Annotated in this window: 11 protein-coding genes; 10 read left to right on the plus strand and 1 reads right to left on the minus strand. The window is 42.6% G+C overall.

The annotated features are described in order from the left end of the window. Positions 1-113: 113 nt before the first annotated feature. The 10 genes from IMPJCBKJ_RS17130 (at position 114) to IMPJCBKJ_RS17175 (ending at position 16,228) form a co-directional block, all read left to right on the plus strand. Positions 114-2,405 (plus strand): TonB-dependent receptor, encoded by a 2,292-nt coding sequence (locus IMPJCBKJ_RS17130; protein WP_166341221.1) that lies wholly within the window; start codon positions 114-116, stop codon positions 2,403-2,405. 112 nt (positions 2,406-2,517) lie between these two features. After that, a complete protein-coding gene (locus IMPJCBKJ_RS17135) occupies positions 2,518-3,180 on the plus strand; it encodes a response regulator transcription factor (RefSeq protein ID WP_054552322.1) in 663 nt (220 codons plus the stop codon). A gap of 153 nt (positions 3,181-3,333) precedes the next feature. Next, complete coding sequence (locus IMPJCBKJ_RS17140) at positions 3,334-4,611, plus strand: HlyD family efflux transporter periplasmic adaptor subunit (protein ID WP_166341223.1); 1,278 nt, start codon at positions 3,334-3,336, stop codon at positions 4,609-4,611. After that, a complete protein-coding gene (locus tag IMPJCBKJ_RS17145) occupies positions 4,608-5,360 on the plus strand; it encodes an ABC transporter ATP-binding protein (protein WP_105173892.1) in 753 nt (250 codons plus the stop codon). The genes IMPJCBKJ_RS17140 and IMPJCBKJ_RS17145 overlap by 4 nt, the downstream gene beginning before the upstream one ends. Beyond that, a complete protein-coding gene (locus tag IMPJCBKJ_RS17150; RefSeq protein ID WP_166341225.1) occupies positions 5,360-7,810 on the plus strand; it encodes an ABC transporter permease in 2,451 nt (816 codons plus the stop codon). Before IMPJCBKJ_RS17145 ends, IMPJCBKJ_RS17150 begins: the two co-directional genes overlap by 1 nt. A gap of 57 nt (positions 7,811-7,867) precedes the next feature. After that, on the plus strand, positions 7,868-9,244 hold the full coding sequence (locus IMPJCBKJ_RS17155; protein ID WP_166341227.1) for a sigma-54 dependent transcriptional regulator: 1,377 nt from the start codon (positions 7,868-7,870) through the stop codon (positions 9,242-9,244). After that, positions 9,245-10,525: a HAMP domain-containing sensor histidine kinase gene (locus IMPJCBKJ_RS17160; RefSeq protein ID WP_166341229.1), complete on the plus strand. Its 1,281-nt coding sequence runs from the start codon at positions 9,245-9,247 to the stop codon at positions 10,523-10,525. A 99-nt stretch (positions 10,526-10,624) separates the two neighbouring features. Further along, positions 10,625-11,794 carry a DUF547 domain-containing protein gene (locus IMPJCBKJ_RS17165; RefSeq protein WP_166341231.1) on the plus strand — a complete coding sequence of 390 codons (1,170 nt, stop codon included), beginning with the start codon at positions 10,625-10,627 and terminating at the stop codon, positions 11,792-11,794. Positions 11,795-11,973: 179 nt separating this feature from the next. Beyond that, positions 11,974-13,143, plus strand: a complete 1,170-nt coding sequence (locus IMPJCBKJ_RS17170; RefSeq protein WP_166341233.1) for a DUF547 domain-containing protein — start codon at positions 11,974-11,976, stop codon at positions 13,141-13,143. 112 nt (positions 13,144-13,255) lie between these two features. Beyond that, positions 13,256-16,228: a DUF3857 domain-containing transglutaminase family protein gene (locus IMPJCBKJ_RS17175; RefSeq protein WP_166341235.1), complete on the plus strand. Its 2,973-nt coding sequence runs from the start codon at positions 13,256-13,258 to the stop codon at positions 16,226-16,228. Here IMPJCBKJ_RS17175 and IMPJCBKJ_RS17180 read toward each other — a convergent pair. Next, a complete protein-coding gene (locus IMPJCBKJ_RS17180; protein WP_166341237.1) occupies positions 16,225-19,674 on the minus strand; it encodes a PAS-domain containing protein in 3,450 nt (1,149 codons plus the stop codon). The two genes, IMPJCBKJ_RS17175 and IMPJCBKJ_RS17180, sit on opposite strands and share 4 nt — an antisense overlap. Positions 19,675-19,698 lie beyond the last annotated feature (24 nt).

Consider the following 19,698-nt stretch of genomic DNA (forward strand, 5'->3'; position numbering starts at 1 on the left):
GCAACTATCTTCTACATTAATTGACAGGTGACACGGGCAAATCTTATTCAGTCTTCGGCAACATCGATGTGAGTGGCCATAAGACTAATGACAACAATAACAAGGAATACAACATGATAAAGCTTAACCCAAAAGTCGCGCCACTTACTCTGGCTGTATCACTTGCTTTGGCAGGTGTCAGTGCTCAAGCGGCAGAACAAGCCGAACCTGCAGCAAAAAAAGGTGAACTTGAACGTATTCAGGTAACAGCACGTAAAACTGTTGAAAACCTGCAAGAAGTGCCAGTCGCAGTCACTTCAATTGGTGCTGAAGAGCTGGCTGAAAATGGCATTGTCGTTATGACCGAAGTTCAGCAGTTCTCGCCAAATACTACCTTGCAAGCAAGCCGTGGTACTAACTCTACAATTACTGCGTTTATTCGTGGTGTAGGTCAACAAGATCCACTTTGGGGTTATGAGCCGGGTGTAGGTATCTATATTGATGATGTTTATCTTGCTCGCCCTCAAGGTGCCGTGCTTGATCTACTTGATGTTCAACAAATCGAAGTATTACGCGGCCCGCAAGGGACGCTTTACGGTAAAAATACCATTGGTGGTGCCATTAAATACGTCACCAAAGAAATGAGCGGTGATGCAACATTAAATATTCAAGGCACTGTAGGTAGCTATAACCAAAAAGATTTAAAAATCACTGGCCAATTACCGATTGTTGACGAAAAACTTTACGTGGGTTTTGGTTTTGCAACGCTTAACCGTGATGGCTTTGGTGAGTTTTTAACATCGGCTCTTGATAACCAAGACCGCGAAAACTACAACAAAGACGTAACCGCAGCTCGTGTTACACTCGAATACACACCGACTGATGACTTATTCTTCCGCCTCGCGTGGGATAAAACAGAAGACAAATCAAACGCAAAAGGTGGTTACCGTTTACTACCAAGTATTCTTACTGATGCACCAGTTCCAGACAGCGTGTATGACTCTTACACCAGCTTACCAACATGGAATAAAGTTGAACTCGAAGGTTACAGCCTAACTGCTCGTTGGGATATGACTGACAGCACTAGCATTAAATATATCGGTTCAAGCCGTGAGAGCTACTCACCAACCAATATCGACTTTGATAACACGTCACTGCAAATTTTCGACGTACCTGCTATTTACGATGATGAGCAAACGACTCACGAGTTGCAGCTAAATCATCAAGGCGATAACTACAAATTGGTTTCAGGTCTTTACTACTATGATGGTGAATCTTGCGGTCAATTTGAGGCTATTTTAGGTATCTTAGGTCAAAGTCTAGGTGCTCCGGGTCTGACTCGTGAAGTAAGCGGCTGTAGTAACTCAAACAGTAAAGCAGCGTATATCCAAAGCTCGATTGATTTAACAGATAAATGGTCAATGACACTCGGCGCCCGTTACACCAAAGACAAAAAAGAAGCGCAGGTTAACAATGGCCTAATCTTTGACATTGTTTACCCTGAATCAGGTTGGGTACCAGGTTACACTCGCCCAGAAGGTCAGCTTGTACCAACGGTACTCGATGATGAAGAAGAATGGTCACGCTTCACACCACGTGCTGGCGTTGAATACCAGTACAATCGTGACATCATGTTCTTTGCAAGTTATGCGCAAGGCTTTAAGTCAGGTACTTTCAATCCACGTGCAACCACTGCAGAGCCAGCTGCAAAGCCAGAAATCGTCGATTCATTCGAAATCGGTATGAAGAGTGAGTGGAACAACAACTTACGTGCAAACGTCACGTTATTCACCCTTGACCATAAAGACCGTCAATATATTTCGGTATTACCGGGCGACAGCGCTGCAGATCTAAACCAACGTTTAGGTAACATTGGTGAGTCAACATCAGATGGTATTGAGCTTGAGCTTAACTATGTTGCAACAGAATCACTCAGCTTTGATGCATCAGTGGGTTACATCGATAGTAGCTTTGATAACGTAATTGATTACGACCCAGAAACCGGTGAAGCATTCGATAAATCAGACCGCTTTACGGTATCAAACACACCTGATTTAACCTTTAACCTGGGTGCAACGTACCGCATGTACACAGAAATGGGTGACTTTGTTGTCAACGGTAACTACTACCACAGAGGCGACTACGCGCTATTCGAAGAAGATAGCCTATTAACGCAAGATGCTTACGGTATCTTTAATATGGGTATTACTTGGTACAGCACCGATGGTCACTGGACGGCAGGTCTTTACGGTAAAAACTTAACGGATGAAGAGTACATGATTGGTGGTTACCAGTTCGTAGCACCTGATCCAACAGACCCAACAGATACCAGCAAATACACCCCAGGTTTAGGTGGTGATAATACCCTGATTGGTTACTACGGCGACCCTCGTACTGTAGCCTTCACTGTTGGTTACCGTTTCTAAAATAGAATCTAAATCCTTGTGTGAGAAAGGTTTGTCTGAAACTTCCCCTCAGGCAAACCTTGTTTCAAAAGGCAAAATCACTTATAACATAACGCATTGGAGAATCGAGGGAATGTCTTTAGCTGTGAACACCATAATCGCCGATGATCACCCGTTATTTAGAAGTGCGCTGCGTCAAGCTGCCGCGACATCAGTGCCTGAAGAACATATTAAAGAAACCAGTGACATTGATGGTTTGTTTGCACTGTTAAGCGCTCATCCTGAGATTGAACTGATATTTTTAGACCTTACGATCCCAGGTGCAAATGGCCTGCAAGCCCTTTCGCAACTGCGTAACCACTACCCTGATATCTTGGTAATCATGGTCTCTGCCAATGAGACACCCGCCATAATCAAACAAGCGATGAGCCTTGGCGCTGCTGGCTATATTCCTAAGTCATCTTCTTTAGATGTTATTAGTGAAGCAATTAGTCATGTACTCAATGGCGACACTTGGTTACCACCTGAAGTGGATTTAACCGATGTGGTGATCAACGACGAACAAAGCGAATTTGCTCGTAACCTTGAAAAACTAACTCCGCAGCAATACCGCGTACTAGCGATGATTGCCGACGGTTTATTGAATAAACAAATCGCCTTTGAAATGTCGATTCAAGAAACGACAATCAAACAACATGTGTCAGCGATTTTACGCAAACTCAATGTTTATAACCGTACTCAAGCGGGCATTTTGTTTAATCAGCTTTCGCAGGTTGGCAAAATCGAAGAAAGCTAATTTAAGCATTCACTCCCAGTTTTAAAACTCGCTTTCCCAGTAGTGGGAAAAGCTCACGTTGCAAAAGATAAAAAAACACTACTTTTCAATACCTTAATTTTTGGCACAAAATTCGCCTTAGCTATTCCATGATTATTTAAATTTATCAGTATCATGGATTTAGACAGCACACTAAAACGCAAACCTCAGCAATCAAAAGCTAAAAAATGGCTTATGGCTGCAGCCATTGGCGTGTCGGCTCTTGGCGCTTTAATGGTGTATCAATGGGCTACACCCACTGTAGTTGCTGCAAGCCAGCTGCAAATAGCAACCGTAGAACAAGCCGATTTTGTGGTAAAAATACGTGGCTTTGGCCGTTTAAAGCCAAAGTATCAACGTTATTTAACCAATACCGACACCGCAATGGTCGAAGCTATCCATGTATACCCCGGCACTATCGTTAAAAAAGACACAGTGATTTTAAGCCTCGTCAACCCACAGCAAGCGCAGCGTTTATCGGTCGCTAGGCTAGAACTTGCTCGCCAAAAAGCCAGTGTTAATGAGCAAAGAATTAACCAGCAAAGTGAACTACTTGAGCGCCAAGCAAATCTCGCCATATTAAAAAGTGAGCTGCAAAGTGCAGAGCTTAGAGTCGATGCTGAAAGCAAACTGATCGAGCAAGGGATTGTTTCAAGCCTCGATTACAAACGAAGCATGCTAAACGTTGCACAGCTTACAGAGCGCGTAAGTATCGAGCAACAACGCCTTGCACAGCTTAAAGAAATGCACTTACAACGTAGCAAAATACAGCAAGAACTATTAAGCCAATTTGAGCTTAATTATCAAGTTGAGCAACAGGCTTTTGATCAGCTGCAAATAACGGCAGGTATCGATGGCATGCTGCAAGAATTGAATGTTGAACTTGGCCAAAACCTCGTGCCGGGTACCCGCCTTGCGGTGGTTGGCTCAAATAAAGCACTCAAAGCAGAGCTAAGCGTTAAGCAAGCTGATGCCGAAAAAGTGGCACTCAATATGGCAGCGAAAGTAAACACTTTTAGCCAAGCAGACCACAATGAAGTTGATGCCAAAGTCACCCGAATTGACCCTATTGTTACCGATGGTCGAGTTATTATCGAACTTGATTTACAAGGCACACTGCCCGCTAATGCTCGCCCCGATTTAAGCATCGAAGGCTATGTCGTTAGCAACATTATTCCCGATGCATTAACCATTAACGTGCCACAAAAAGCACAAGCTCACAGCGAAGCCACGCTGTTTAAACTTAATCCAAATACCCAGTTAGCAACGCCAACCAATATCGAATTTGGTACACTCAGTGACAATCAAATTCAACTTTTGAGCGGTGCCACCGTGGGCGAACAGCTGATCATTTCAGACCTTTCTAAATGGCAGCATTTGGCAACAATAAAAATCGAACAGGACAGTTTATGAAAACCAACACGCTTATCTCATTAAACAAAATCGCCAAAGTTTATCGCGGCCAAAATGTTGAAACCTATGCATTAAAAGACATCAGCCTGAATATTAACCAAGGTGACTATATCTGCATTAGCGGCCCATCTGGCTGTGGTAAATCGACGCTGCTGTCATTATTAGGCTTACTCGATAGCCCAACAGCTGGCGACTATTTCATTAAAGAAGTCGACACAAAAACCCTTGATATGGATCAGCAAGCTGAACTTAGAAACCTTCACATTGGTTTTATATTTCAGTCGTTTAACCTAATTGATGAATTATCGGTGTTCGACAACGTGGCACTGCCGCTCACTTACCGAGAGCCAGCCATGAGCCCAAATGAAATAGAGCTTGCGGTAAAACAGGCCCTTGATGAAGTTGAAATGGGCCACCGTGCTCAGCATAAACCAAATCAATTGTCTGGTGGTCAACAACAGCGTATTGCCATTGCCCGTGCACTGGCTGGCAAGCCAAGCATTTTATTGGTGGATGAGCCAACCGGTAACTTAGATTCAAAAAATGGTGATGCCGTCATGGACTTGCTTGATGAGCTGAATAAAAAAGGCACCACCATTTGCATGGTGACCCATGATTTACGTTATGCCGGACGTGCTAAAACGCAACTTAAATTGCTAGATGGTGAAATTGTTTCCTACTCTGAAGCTCGCCAAGCACCTAGCAGCGACACTGCTGAGCAAGTACTCGAAAGCGCCGAGGTGATGTAATGAAATTAACCAAAACACGCGCCCAACTAAGCTTAGCGTGGGCATCATTAATGAATGCACCGGGCTTTGTCACTGCGGTTATCGCAACGCTTGCTTTAACTCTTGCCACCTTGTTTGTGGTGCTTAGCCTTGTTAACAGCTACTTTTTAAAGCCCCTTGATGTGTACGATGAAAGCCGTATGGTGGTGGTTGAGCAATCACTTACTTATGATGACTACGATGCTACCGGCTTTCAAAGCTATCAGTCGATGGTGCATTGGCTTAAGCATAATCAAAGCTTTGAACAAAGTATGATGATCAATGCGGGTGAGCAAATCTTTGCAAACCTAGATGGCGAACCGAAAGAACCAGTGCTGTATGTTGGCGGCAACTATTTTGACTTATTAAACACGCCATTTTTAATGGGACAAGGTTTTGATCTTGGAGAAACGCTGGAAACTCCTGATGACCGCGTTGTTATATCTGCCAATTTTTGGCGCAAGCATTACAACAGCGACCCGAACATTATTGGTAAAACACTTTCAGTCATGGCGGGTGAAACCGATTACGTTCACCGTATCGTCGGTGTTGTTGATGACTCATTCAGCCCACCCTACATGTTTAAAGCAAGTGACGTTGAAGTGTGGTTTCCATCCAGTGCGGACCGCCGTTTCTTTCACAATGACGATTGGCAAAGCCCGTGGACAAACACTTTCAAAAACCTAAAACTGATTGCAGTTTTAAAGCCTGGGGTCACCATAGATCAAGTTAAAGTCGATTTAAAACAGCAAATTGATACGGTTAAATCAGAGTGGCTAAACAACGGGGGGATCACCGATGTAAAACCTGAAGTAACCCCGTATCGTGACGTTGAGCTGGGTAATAACGATGACTTAAGCTTAATGATGTTAGCCGGTGCAGTAGGGCTACTGATTATTGCAGTACTTAATGTAAGCACTTTATTCTTCTCGCGCGCTCTTGCTCAACATAAAACCCTCGCTTTGCAGGCGGTGTTAGGTGCAAAACGCAGCACATTATTTAAAAGTATCTTTTTACAGTCACTGATTTTAATGACCTTATCGGTAAGCATTGCGCTGTTTTTATCGGTATGGGGCATACGTTTATTTAAAGTACTAGCAGAAGGCCGACTGCCACTGGTTAATAGCTTGGCCGTGGATAGCACGTTGGTCATTGTTGCCATCATACTGTGTATTGCTCTTGCTTATATTTTCTCTGTAATTACAGCGCGTTTGGTGAATTACAAAACCCTAAATACGCAAATGCAGAACAGTGGTAAAGGCGGGGTTTCACAGGTATCTGGCCGTACAGTGCGTATTTTAATTGGTTCACAAATGTTTGTTGCCGCGCTGCTTGTTAGCTTTTCAGTGATGGTAGTGAGTAAAGCCATGGGCACGATTAACCGCCCACTCGGCAGTGATACCGAAAACCTATATTTTGCCAACCTTTTCCAGCCAAATAATCAGATGTCATTGGCTGAGCGCTACGAACATATGCTGCAATACAAGCAGGTTTTGCTTGATAGCCAAGGCATTGATGATGTTGCCCTGGGTCATAGCCCGGTTTCGCAAAGACAAAACGCCAACACCTTGACTGATGTAAACGGTAAAAGCTCAGTTTTCTTCCCTAGTCAGTGGGTAGGGCCTGATTACTTTGCGTTAGTTAACACCAAAATTCTCGCTGGCCGCACCTTTACTGAACAAGCAATACGCGGTGAAACTAACGAGATACTGGTATCGGTCAGCGTGGCTGAAAACTTATTACCAGGCCAAGACTATCGAAATATCATCGGCAAGAGCTACCAAGGCTTAGAAGAAAAGATGTATGAAGTGGTGGGTGTAACCGAAGATTTTAATCACCCTAAATACTACGATGAGTCGTTTGGTCGTCACATTTGGTGGCCTGCGACACCGTATAGCTACATGTTTACTATCAAAGCTTCTGAAGGCGTTAAGCTGACTAATAAACAAATACTTAATACGCTAAAAGAAAAAAACAGCGACCTAACCATGTGGCAGTTTAATGACCTGCAACAAGAGTACGACAATTTACTGTACATGAGCCGACTGACCGTGGTTCTGTGTAGTACCTTAGCGCTATTTACTCTATTATTAGCAGCAATCGGTATTTTTGGGGTACTGAGCTACAACCTGGGTCTGCGCCGCTATGAGTTTGGTATTCGTATGGCATTAGGTGCGAAAAAAGCGCGCTTATTTAAGCTGATGAGTGTTGAAGCTATTATCCCTGTGCTCATTGGCTTTGCGTTTGCTCTCGCCGCAGTAATAGTGGGTTTTTACATGTTACAAGGACAGCTAATGTCTTGGCTGATACTTGATGTAAGACTGCAATTACTCGCTTGGAGTATAACCTTATGTATTGCGCTATTCGCTTGCTTTAGACCTTTGGTTTTACTGCTTAAAGCAAAACCTATGGCTGCACTACGTAACGATTAACAGCACAAAATGGTGGCTTAAATTTAAGCCACCTCAACAGGATAATAAGAAAACATCATGGACAAAATCTTAGTCATAGACGATCAAGCTGATGTACGTCTGGCTGCTACTGTTGCATTACAACAATTAGGCTTACACTGCCTTGAGGCCGAAGGCCCTGAACATGCTCTTGAATTATTAAAATCAGAGCATATTAGCCTGATTTTGCTTGATATGAACTACAAGCTCGACACCACCTCAGGTGAAGAAGGGTTACGCTTTTTAAAGCAACTAAATCAATTAGGTTCGACCATACCTGTCATTGTCATGACCGCATGGGCCAGCATTGACGTCGCTGTTAAAGCCATGCAATTAGGGGCAGTCGACTTTGTTGAAAAGCCATGGAATAACTTGCGCTTAACCGCCGTTGTACAACAACAACTCAAGCTCAAGCAAAGTAATCACGACAACGCATGCTTAAAGGCGCTTACCAGTGACACACAAGCACATTACATAGCTCAATCAGAAATCATGCAACTGTTGCTTGCCAAAGCTGAGCGCGCAGCTAAAACCGATGCCAGCATTTTAATTACCGGCGAAAATGGCACTGGCAAAAGCTTATTGGCACATTATATTCACCAGCACTCACTCAGAGCTGATAAACGCTATGTCAGCGTGAATGTTGGCGCCATTGCGCCGACGCTATTCGAAAGCGAATTATTTGGCCATAAGAAAGGCTCTTTTACTGATGCCAAAGAAGACCGCCTAGGGCGTTTTGAAATTGCCGAAGGCGGTACCTTATTTTTAGATGAAATTGCGACTTTAAGCCTTGAGCTGCAAAGTAAAATGCTCCGTGTGCTAGAAAGCAAAGAATTTGAAGTGCTAGGCTCAAGCCAAACCAAAACCGCCGATGTTCGCATTATTTCTGCTACCAATAGTGAATTAGCTACGACCATTGAGCAGGGTGAATTCCGCCGTGACTTATTATTTAGACTCAATACCATTGAACTACACATTCCACCGCTTCGCGACAGAAAAGACGACATCGCTCCCTTGGCAGAACACTTATTGTTGGTGCATGGTAAAAAATACCAACGCGCGAATATGGCGCTCAGTAATGATGCCCTAAAGGCGCTAAAAAATTACAGCTGGCCTGGTAATATTCGTGAGCTAAGTCACTGCATTGAACGCGCGGTGATCATGAGCGATAACAACAATGTTCAAGCCAATGACCTCATTTTAGATCAACCAAGTTGCGAGCAAACAAATAGTAATGCAGAACAAGCTTTGCCACTATTGCCCCTTGAAGAGCTTGAAAAACAAATGATTCAAAAAGCGCTGCTGCAATTTAATGGCAATGTTATCGCCGCAGGAGAGTTTTTAGGATTAAGTAAATCAGCGATTTATCGTCGCATTGATAAACATCAGCTCGATTTAAAAGAAGTAGAACGCTAAATGAGTAACAAGTTGTCGTTAGAGCTGCGTGTTCGACGCTATTTTTATATGGTTATAGCGGTGCTATTAACGCTTGGTATTGCCCTTTCGCTCAGCTTAAAACTAGATTGGTTTGCCAGTATCAGCCTATTATTGCCGTTTATCGGGATAAGCGCTTTTGCTTTAATTAAAAGCTACCGTGCGATCACCGATGTGGTTGAACGCTTTGGCCTGCAACTAGATGCACTGGCAAATGACGAAAGTAATAGTTGGCATTTAGCGTCTTACCAAAGTGGACGAGTTGCAGCGCTTAAGCAAGATTTTGCCAAGCTCAGCAATAAAATAGCCAAGAACAAACGCCATTATATGCAAACAGAAGAGTTTGTTTTTGAGTTTGCCAGCATGCTGGACTTACCCATCGTTATACTAGACCCCCATGGCTTGATTTACTTTAGTAATAAGGCGTTTATCAACAGTATTAGTCATCGCCAGATTGAAGGTAAATCGGCCAGCGACTTAGGTATTGCACTGCATGATGGCGAATGGCAACAAAATAGTGACTCGCTGTTTAAACAACGCTTTCAAATCTCATCGCAGACTTTTTGGCGGACCGGCAGAAACTTTGAATTACTAACCTTCTTTTCAATTGAGCAACAGCTTCGCGATAACGAACAACTTGTTTGGCAACGTTTAATTCGCGTGTTGAATCATGAAGTACGTAACTCACTCACGCCGATTTATTCAATGAGTCAATCATTGCAAACCCTCAAGCGCCAAGGACAAATTAGCAGTCACGATGATCTCGCTCAAGATATGCTGCAAGTAATAGAAAAACGCGCTCAACACTTGCTTGATTTTGTAGCCAGTTACAGTGCATTTGCCAAGCTACCACCCGCACAAAAACAAACAATCAGTAGCGAGCAACTAAACACACGTTTAAACGCTATCTTTCCTGAACTAGTAATAAATAGCAGCGAAGAGTTACATGTTAATGTCGACTTTGGTCAGCTAGAACAAGCATTGATCAACTTGATAAAAAATGCCTTTGAAGCAGGCAGCAATTCTGCCCCAACCCTCACTTGGTCAAGGCAAGGTGATAACTTAAATATTGCAATTAGCGACCAAGGTTGTGGTATTCAAAACCCCGATAACTTGTTCGTACCATTTTACTCAACCAAAGCAAATGGCACAGGCATCGGGCTTGTGATCACCCGAGAACTTGTGCGCAACCAAGGTTTTGAGTTATCGATAAATTCAAAACCCCAGCAAGGCACACAAGCTATAATTACTGTGCCCACCTGAGAAACACAAAAGTTAGTACTTTTAACAAAAACAACAGATTGTTGCGCTTTCAGAAAAACCACGCTATGTTTAATTTTTAAACTACGGAAGGTCATAAAAATGAAAAACGCCATCAAACCCATCGTACTAGCAACATCACTTATTCTAATTACCGCCTGTAATTCAACGGCTCCTATTAATAAAACAGCAACGACAGCCATTAACCAAGAAAAATTTAGCCAATTTCATCAATATGATGAAAAATCAAATATCACCCTTGAGTACACTGACTACGGGCAAATATTAAATGCCTCGGTGATTGATTTAGGTATGTCAGACCGCTATCGCATTTCAAATAATACGAGCAAAATAGGCACACGATTATCATCTAACCCTAAACCGTCTACCGCAACAGAAGCAAATCGCTTTTATTATGATTCATACAGAAAGAATCCTCAGATGAAACAAGATTTGCAAATAGTGCAAGCAAATATGGCCGACCTGCCAAACAAGGTGAATTTAAGTAATTTACCAAAATCAGAGTTACTCGCATACTGGCTCAACCTCTATAACGTGACAGTACTCAATGAGTTAGTGCAGCAGTACCCTGTTAAAAACCTAACGAGACTATTAAACGAAGAACCAAGTTTTTTTGATAAGCCGCGTTTTAACTTTAATGGTAACCAGTATTCATTGAACGACATTGAATACAACATTGTTGCACCGCTATTTAACAATGACCCGCTATTAATGTATGGCTATTACCGTGGTTACATTGGCAGCCCAAATTTACTAGACCACCCATATACAGCGAAAAATGTGTTTGCAGCCCTGACCACCAATGCGGTGCAATTTGTTAATTCAAACCGTGGTAGTGTGATAGGTAACCATAGCACTCGTGTTTCTTCTTTATACCTTGAAAAGAAAAACTACTTCCCAAACTTTGAAGAAGATTTAGCTGACCATCTTCAATCATTAGTTATTCAAGAGCCAGATAAAGACCAAGTTGTGCAAAACCTCTCTTTTAGTATCGATAATTACGATATTACCGATATTTTAGGTAGCGATATTGAATACGGTGGAGGGAATGCGATAGTCGCCGATCCAAGTATTGTGGCAATGGGTTGGGATACAACCTTTATGACCTATGGTGATAACTTAACCAAAGAAGTCGGTCATGTAAGCCCGTTACGCCGCGAGATTTTGCAAAAAATCACGCAAAAATACTATGAAGTAAATAGCCGCGTTGAAATAAAAGACTTACCCGCTAAAGAGCCTGAAGATAAATAATGTATCCTAAAGCGGCTCGCCATGAGCCGCTTTAACCTCCCTGAAATTCCAACTAAAACTCTTAGCAAAGCCGCAATAGCCAGCTTTAAGTTTGGTTTTTTCTGTATTAATTTTCTGGATATTGCCAATTTAAAGTAAAAGTAATATGTTTGTTTTTTGTACTAAGGAAGGTGGTGAAAATGAAAAACGCCATAAAACCCATCGCATTAGCAACGTCACTTATTTTGGTAACGGCCTGTAATTCAACGGCACCTATTAATAAAACAGCCGCCACAGCAATTAACCAAGAGAAGTTCAGTCAATTTCATCAATATAATGAAAACTCAAATTCCACACTTGAATACGCTAGCTATGGGCAAATATTAAGTGCTTCGGTGATTGATTTAGGCGTGTCTGACCGCTACCGCATCACCTCACACACCACTGCTATAGGTACACGGTTGTCATCTAACCCTAAACCTTCAACAGCAACAGAAGCAAACCGCTTTTATTATGATTCTTATAAAGAAAACCCTAAAATGAAGCAAGCTTTGCAAGTTGTGCAAAAAAAAATGGCCGACCTGCCAAATAAGATTAACTTGAGTAACTTGCCAAAGTCTGAACTGCTCGCTTACTGGTTCAATCTTTATAACGTGACGGTACTCAATGAGTTAGTTCAGCAGTACCCAGTAAAAAACTTATCTAAGCTAATAAACGAAGAGCCAAGTTTTTTTGATAAGCCGCGTTTTAACTTTAATGGTAACCAGTATTCATTGAACGACATTGAATACAACATTGTGGCACCTCTTTTTAACAACGATCCACTACTAATGTACGGCTATTACCGTGGCTACATTGGCAGCCCAAATTTACTAGATCACCCATATACAGCAAAAAATGTATTTACCGCTCTGACCACCAATGCTGTGCAATTTGTAAATTCAAATCGAGGCAGTGTTATTGATACTCACAGCACACGCGTTTCTTCTTTGTACCTTGAAAAGAAAAACTATTTTCCTAATTTTGAAGAAGATTTAGCTGCTCATCTTCAGTCATTAGTGATTCCAGAGCCAGATAAAAACCAAGTTGTGCAAAACCTCTCTTTTAGTATCGATAATTACGATATTACCGATATTTTAGGTAGCGATATTCCATACGGTGGCGGTAATGCAGTAGTTATCGATCCAAGTATTGTGGCAATTGGTTGGGATACGGCCTTTACGACCTATGGTGATAATTCAAGTAAAATAATAGGTCAGGTAAGCCCACTGCGCCGCGAGATTTTGAAAAAAATCACGCAAAAATACTATGAAGTAAATAGCCGCGTTGAAATCACAGATTTACCTGACAAAGAAGGCACTGAAAACTAACGCTTATTTAGCATTGGACCTAAAAAGAAGCATTTATATTGAACTTTATTTGGCTCATGCAGCGAAATTCAGTAATTTGTCATATAAAGCTAAACGTAATTAGAAAATAACAATGAAATGGATGCACTTACAACTTAAGCTACTGGCTGTTTTTTTATTCTTTGTGAGCTGCTTTGCAGCCGCTGAAGAGTATCAAGTTGCGCCCGCAGCTAACTGGGTAAAACACCATGAGTTACTTACCCCTGAGATACCTCGAGACCAAATACGAGACGGGACTTTCTACCTGATGCTCGACACTCAGCTTCAGGTATCTGAGCAAGCCCCACAGCAACGCTTTAATCGTACTGTAATGCAAGCGGTCAATCAGTCTGGGGTTGATTATATTAGCCAGCTGAATATTGATTTTGACCCAAATTATCAATCTCTTACGCTCAATAGTTTAGGCATTATTCGTGACGGCCAATATATAGATAAACTAAATAGTGCCGAGCTACAGGTGTTACAACGCGAGACTGACTTAGCAAGTCGTATATACAATGGCACCTTAAGCCTAAATGTCATTATTGATGATATGCGGGTCATGGATATTTTAGATTACAGCTATACGGTTTCGGGCAGTAACCCGGTTTATCAGCACTTCAGCACCAAGCGCACACTGAACTGGTCGGTGCCGATAGTGCAGCAATTTATGCGGGTAAAGTGGCAAAAGCCTACGCCCTTATATATCAACTTTATGAATGGCGAGTCGCCAGTTACTAAAACCAAGTTAGATACGGGCTTTGACTACCAGATTAGCCAACACAATGAGCCGCCCCTTAGCTCTGCAAGCGAAGTACCGCATTGGTATTCGCCTTACAAGGAAGTGTACTTTTCTGAAGTAAATAATTGGCAAGAGGTAGTCAATTGGTCGTTACCTTTGTACCAATCTGCCATCGAAGTGAGCCCTGCTATTGAAACAATTGCTCGTCAAATTAAGTTTCAGCATGCCGACTTAGAGTCTCAAATTGTCGCAGCCCTGCGCTTTAGCCAAGACGAAGTACGTTATTTGGGCCTAGAAATGGGCACCAACTCGCACCAGCCTACTCCTGCATCAGAAACCTTGGCACTGCGCTATGGCGACTGTAAAGACAAAACCGTCTTGCTCATTTCTTTACTTAAAGCGCTCGGCGTAGAGGCTCACCCTGCTTTAGTTAACACTGAAGACCGAAAACGTACTGCTAGCTTACCGGTCTCTCCTAGCTTATTTGACCATGTGATTGTCACCTTAGAGCACCAAGGTAAACGCTACTGGCTTGATCCGACCATTTCGTATCAGCGCGGCGATTTAGAACATTTAGCTCAACCGAACTACGATGTAGCGTTAATAATTAAACAAGGTGAAACAGGCTTTACGGATATGTTCACTGAGCCTGCCCTAAAACGCATACAGGTTTTTGATAATTATCAGATCCCAGAAGGTATTGATGAGCCAGTTAGTTTTTCAACTCAATATAAATACGGTGACTTTGAAGCAATTAGCCGCCGCAGTTCAATCGCTAAAAACAGCTTAAAAAGCGTAGAAGATGATTACCGCGAATATTATCAAGATACCTACAAAGGCTTACAAACAGCCAAACCTATGCTGGTTGAATCCCCAGAGGACACCGGTCAGCTAATTACCAATGAGTACTATACTATTGATGACTTTTGGCGACCTGAGGGTAATGATTTTCAGAACGACTTTTACGCCAGTGAAATTCAAAACTCAGTTTATAAGCCTGAACAGCGAGAGCGTAACAATGCACCAATGTGGTTTCGTTACCCAAATAATATCGAAACAACCATAAAGGTTACGTTTACGGATACTAATTGGCAGTTTGATGATGAGCAGGTCACGATCGACAACCCATTTTTTCATTTCGAAAAACGCGTAACATTTAAAGATTCTGTGTTGACCTTATACTTTGATTACAGCGCTAAGCAGGATCATATTCCAGCCGATCAAATAGACCTTTACCTAAGCGAGCGCAAAAAACTCAATAACGCGACCCATTACGGCATCATTAAATACGGCACAAATAGCTCCACAAACACACCAGCGGATGACGAAACCAACTGGTATAGCGTTTTTATTTTAAGTTACTTGGCGGCAATCATCTTTTTCATCGCGGCTTGGCGTATAGAAGCAAGTAACCGCCCAGTTTTTGCTGAGCAACAGTTCTACCCTGTCAGTAACAGTAAGTTTGTTATTTACAGCTTATTAAGCTTAGGAATATTCATTCACTACTGGAGCTATCGCAACTGGAAAGCGATAAAAGAGCAACAACAAAGCCATATTATGCCGATTGCTCGAGGGATATTCGCACCGCTGTTTTTTATTCCGTTGTTACTTGAGCTTTGCAAGCACAGCGAGCAAACCTTTGGCAAAAATAAGATCATGCCTGTTGCGGTTGGGTTCGTGTTATGGCTGGCGATTATCATTTCTGAAGTCGTAAGCTATAACTGGGAATATGGTACTTGGCTGTTTTTAGTTACACCTATTCTATGGTTGCCACTGGTTAATTACATTCAAAACCTCAAGCAGCCCGAACAGGCTCTTGAGTACCACTCTCAATGGCGAGCGAGGCAGGTTATCATTTCGATATTCATGTTGCCTTGGTTATTTTATGGCTTAATTTATGAGCTATATTTACTGCCAAGTTCAACCATAGTAACCGGCGATAAGCTTTGGTCCTATCAAGTTAACTTTCTAAAAAGAAAAGAAATTATTCCTGCCAACGAGAATGTGCACTATTTTTATAGTGACGCATTTTTCGATTTTAAAACTGATGGAAACGGCATCACAGAAAACACCATTTTTAGTTACTGGAAAAATGAACAAGGTGTAATTGAAAAAGATCTGCTCTACTTTAATGAAATAAAAGAAGTGAAAGCAGACTATGCAAAAAGTCCTCTAACAACATCTTCACTTACCGTTATTGATCATGACGGTAATGAGATGCTTTTATTCTTAAGCAATGAAGACGACCTAGATAGACGCTTTGTTGCCAAGGTTAAGCAACGCCTCAAAGAGTCAACCTTAGCAACTGAGCAAAACGCAGATTAAGTCAGTCGCTTAATCATGCGTTTTAAGGCGGGCGCTTTCAGAGGCTTATAAAGCAATGGATAGCCCGCATCGAGCACTAACTCGCGTATGCCTTCATCATGATTCGCGGTATTAACGATGGCTGGTAAGCGTGTTAGTGCCGCTTGCTCAATCACTTCAAGTCCCGTTACTCCATCATCAAGCTGATAATCAATGATCAACAATTGCGGCAGGGCTTGACTTGCCTTTAACTGCTCAAGCTCCGCTAAGTTAGTGGCTATTGAAATTTCACAGCCCCAATTTTCGAGTAGCTGCTTTAATGCCTCTAACACGTTGCGGTCGTTATCAAGCAACCAAATACGCAATTGCCCCAGCTCTGTTTCTTGTGACGCCTCAGCGCCTTTCGCTTGCGCAGGCGCAGTACTCACTCTGCAAGGCAGAGTTAGAGTAAATTGCGTGCCTTTACCAAGTTCAGACCCCATCACTAGGGGTATTTTAAGTAAGTCACATATACGTTTAGTGATTGCCAACCCTAAGCCTAAACCCTCGGCGCTTGGTTTTGCACCAAGCTGTTTAAACTCTTGGAAAATAGTTTGTTGATCGCTCGATGCAATACCAATCCCTGTGTCTTCAACAATAAAGGATACATGGTCATCGTCGTACTGCATTTTTAAGCGCACTTCACCTTGCTCGGTATAACGAATCGCATTACTCAAAAGGTTACGTAGTACTCGACGTAACAGCGCTTTGTCGGTATGCAAGCGCACATCACAGGTTTCAATAATGAACTTTAAGCCTTTTTCACGGGCAAGGGCTTCGTAGTCATTACGCAGAGGCTCAACCAACGAACTGGCAGCAAACTCGCTCATTTGTACTTTAAATGAGCCTGAATCCAGCTTAGTTAACTCTAAAATACTCGATAATAACTCTTCGGCGCTGCCCAATGAATTCTTAATATTCATCGCCAACTCTTTAAGTTCGGTGTCTTGGGCTTTTTCATTCATTAAAGAACAAAACAAGCTCGCAGCATTGAAAGGTTGCAGTAAATCATGGCTAGCAGCGGCAAAAAAGCGCGTTTTACTGACCGTTGCTTGCTCCGCCACTTGCTTTGCCATCGACAACTCTTGGTTTGCTTGAGTCAATGCCAAGGTGCGTGCTGCGACTTTTTCTTCAAGGCTAACATTGGCTTCGGTTAACGCTTTTTGTTGTTTTACGAACTCGGTAATGTCGGTATAGGTTGTTACAAAGCCGCCACCTGGCAGTGGGTTACCTTGCATTTCAAACACGCGACCATCATTGTGCGAGCGCTGGTATTTATAAGCGCTGCCTTGGCGTAAATAGGCTAAGCGTTTTTCAACTTCGCTGGTCATGCTCTCGCCGCTAAATAAACCGCGTTCGGCATTAAAACGAATAATGTCGGCAACCGGGCGGCCTATGTAAAGCGCATCATCTGGGTAGGCGAACATGTTTTTGTAGCCTTGGTTCCAAGCTACCAAGCGCAGCTCACTATCAACTACACTGATCCCTTGTTGAATATTTTCGATTGTTGATTGCAGTAAGTCACGATTAAATTTAAGCACTTGGCTTGCTTCGTCAACAAACTCAGCAACCTGCTCTAGAGGCTGGCGCTGCTCATTCTTAGCCACATCTAAAATAAGCCGTGCCGATGCGCCGCCGATCACCGCAGACATCTCACGCTCAACTAATAGTTCTAACTCAACATTGGCAGGACGTTTCCACTTACTTTTATCATCCGGAAAGTAATGATTTACCAAAGACTGTGCCGCTTCTTTTTCGGCAAATCGTTGCAATAGTGCACCTAGGTCATGGTAGCTCAAAGGCTGTAGATGATTGCTTACCTTCGAATCATTCAGCTGCGAAACAAACTTATTACTCTGTAAGCGTTCAGCTAAGGTTGCTCGACTAAATAAAGGCACTAAGAAATACACTAAACAGTTCGCACCTAACGATAGCAATAGAGCTTGGCTAATGCTTTCCATGCCTAGTGAGAATAAGTCGGTTGGCGCTAACCAGCTTATTCCCCACGGTCCATTCACAAGCCATAAGCTATCGCTTCCTAAACCTCCAGCGATATTCGGTAGTAAAAGTGTGTATCCCCAAATAATAAAGCCGCTTAAAATCCCCAATTGCGCACCGCGACACGAGGCTTGTCGCCACCATAAGCCTATAATCATGGCTGGCGAAAATTGCGCGACTAAGGTGAACGACATCAAACCCACATTGGCAAGGGTTGTACTTTCGCCTAGCACTCGGTGAGTGAAGTAACTAAGCAATAAAATCAATACGATAACGATTTTTCGCGCATGTAATAGGTTATTTTTATCAAGCCCGCGACTGCTCGATGTAAGTTGCGAGCGGCGTAAAATAAACTGGTTAATAAAGTCATTAGTGATCATCACTGAAAGCACAATTGATGACACAATCACCATACTGGTTGCCGCTGAAAAGCCACCTAAAAAGGCTAATAACGCCACAAAGGCATCATCAGCCGCCATAGGTAAAGCCAATACAAAGGTGTCGTAGCCGACTTCTTGACCTTGAAAGTAAATTAATCCGGCATATGCAATAGGTAAAATAAATAGGTTAATAAGTAAGAGGTAAATCGGAAATAGCCAACGCGCCGAGGCCAGCTCTTTATCGTTATTTTTTTCGATAAAGCTCATGTGGAATTGTCTTGGCAAACATAAGGTCGCCAAAATACCAAGCAAAGTATGAGCAACATACACATAGGTTGGACTTTGTGTGGCCGCCACTTGCTGATCAATATTTAGGTCATGCGCTTTTTCAAACAGCGCCACTGGGCTGTCGAATAGAGCAAAGCATACATACAAACCCACCGCTAAAAACGCCAACAACTTAACCACAGACTCGAAGGCAATACTGGCTATCAAACCTGGATTATGTTCGCTGGGCTTTAACCGCCTCGCGCCGAATAAAATAGCAAACAGAGCCAATACAATCGTGATGTAAAAAGTACTATCGGCCCATACTTCATGGCTTTGTGTGGCAGCGCGGTCGGTAAGTAAGTTGATACTTTGTGCAGTTGCACTTAGCTGTAAAGAGATATAGGGCACAATGGCAATCACTGAAATCAATGAAATGAGTCCAGACAAACTCGACGACTGACCATACCGAGTCGCAATAAAATCTGCCATTGAGGTTATTTTTTGCTGCCGACAAATATGCGCTATGCGGCAATAGACTTGCCAGCCAAAAATGAATAACAAAATAGTGCCAGCATAGGTCGGAGCCAACCACCAGCCGTTGTATGCAGCTTGTGCTGTAGTGCCAAAGAACGCCCAAGAGGTGCAATACACCCCAAGTGATAAACCATAGGTTAAGCCTTTAAAAGGCAATACTTTTCTTTTATCAGCCCAGCCTGCAACCGCAAATAAAATTGCCAGATACACAATTGCAAGAAGGCTTATTGACCAAATTGAGAACATCGCATGTGATTATTTTAATTGTTA

The sequence above is a fragment of the Pseudoalteromonas sp. MB47 genome (genome assembly GCF_011319765.1).
In the GTDB taxonomy this organism is placed as follows: Bacteria; Pseudomonadota; Gammaproteobacteria; order Enterobacterales; family Alteromonadaceae; genus Pseudoalteromonas; species Pseudoalteromonas simplex.

Coding starts and splice junctions, on each gene's coding strand:
- IMPJCBKJ_RS17165 (WP_166341231.1), top strand. CDS start 10,625: ATGAAAAACGCCATCAAACCCATCGTACTAGCAACATCACTTATTCTA.
- IMPJCBKJ_RS17160 (WP_166341229.1), top strand. CDS start 9,245: ATGAGTAACAAGTTGTCGTTAGAGCTGCGTGTTCGACGCTATTTTTAT.
- IMPJCBKJ_RS17155 (WP_166341227.1), top strand. CDS start 7,868: ATGGACAAAATCTTAGTCATAGACGATCAAGCTGATGTACGTCTGGCT.
- IMPJCBKJ_RS17145 (WP_105173892.1), top strand. CDS start 4,608: ATGAAAACCAACACGCTTATCTCATTAAACAAAATCGCCAAAGTTTAT.
- IMPJCBKJ_RS17135 (WP_054552322.1), top strand. CDS start 2,518: ATGTCTTTAGCTGTGAACACCATAATCGCCGATGATCACCCGTTATTT.
- IMPJCBKJ_RS17170 (WP_166341233.1), top strand. CDS start 11,974: ATGAAAAACGCCATAAAACCCATCGCATTAGCAACGTCACTTATTTTG.
- IMPJCBKJ_RS17130 (WP_166341221.1), top strand. CDS start 114: ATGATAAAGCTTAACCCAAAAGTCGCGCCACTTACTCTGGCTGTATCA.
- IMPJCBKJ_RS17150 (WP_166341225.1), top strand. CDS start 5,360: ATGAAATTAACCAAAACACGCGCCCAACTAAGCTTAGCGTGGGCATCA.
- IMPJCBKJ_RS17140 (WP_166341223.1), top strand. CDS start 3,334: ATGGATTTAGACAGCACACTAAAACGCAAACCTCAGCAATCAAAAGCT.
- IMPJCBKJ_RS17180 (WP_166341237.1), bottom strand. CDS start 19,674: ATGTTCTCAATTTGGTCAATAAGCCTTCTTGCAATTGTGTATCTGGCA.
- IMPJCBKJ_RS17175 (WP_166341235.1), top strand. CDS start 13,256: ATGAAATGGATGCACTTACAACTTAAGCTACTGGCTGTTTTTTTATTC.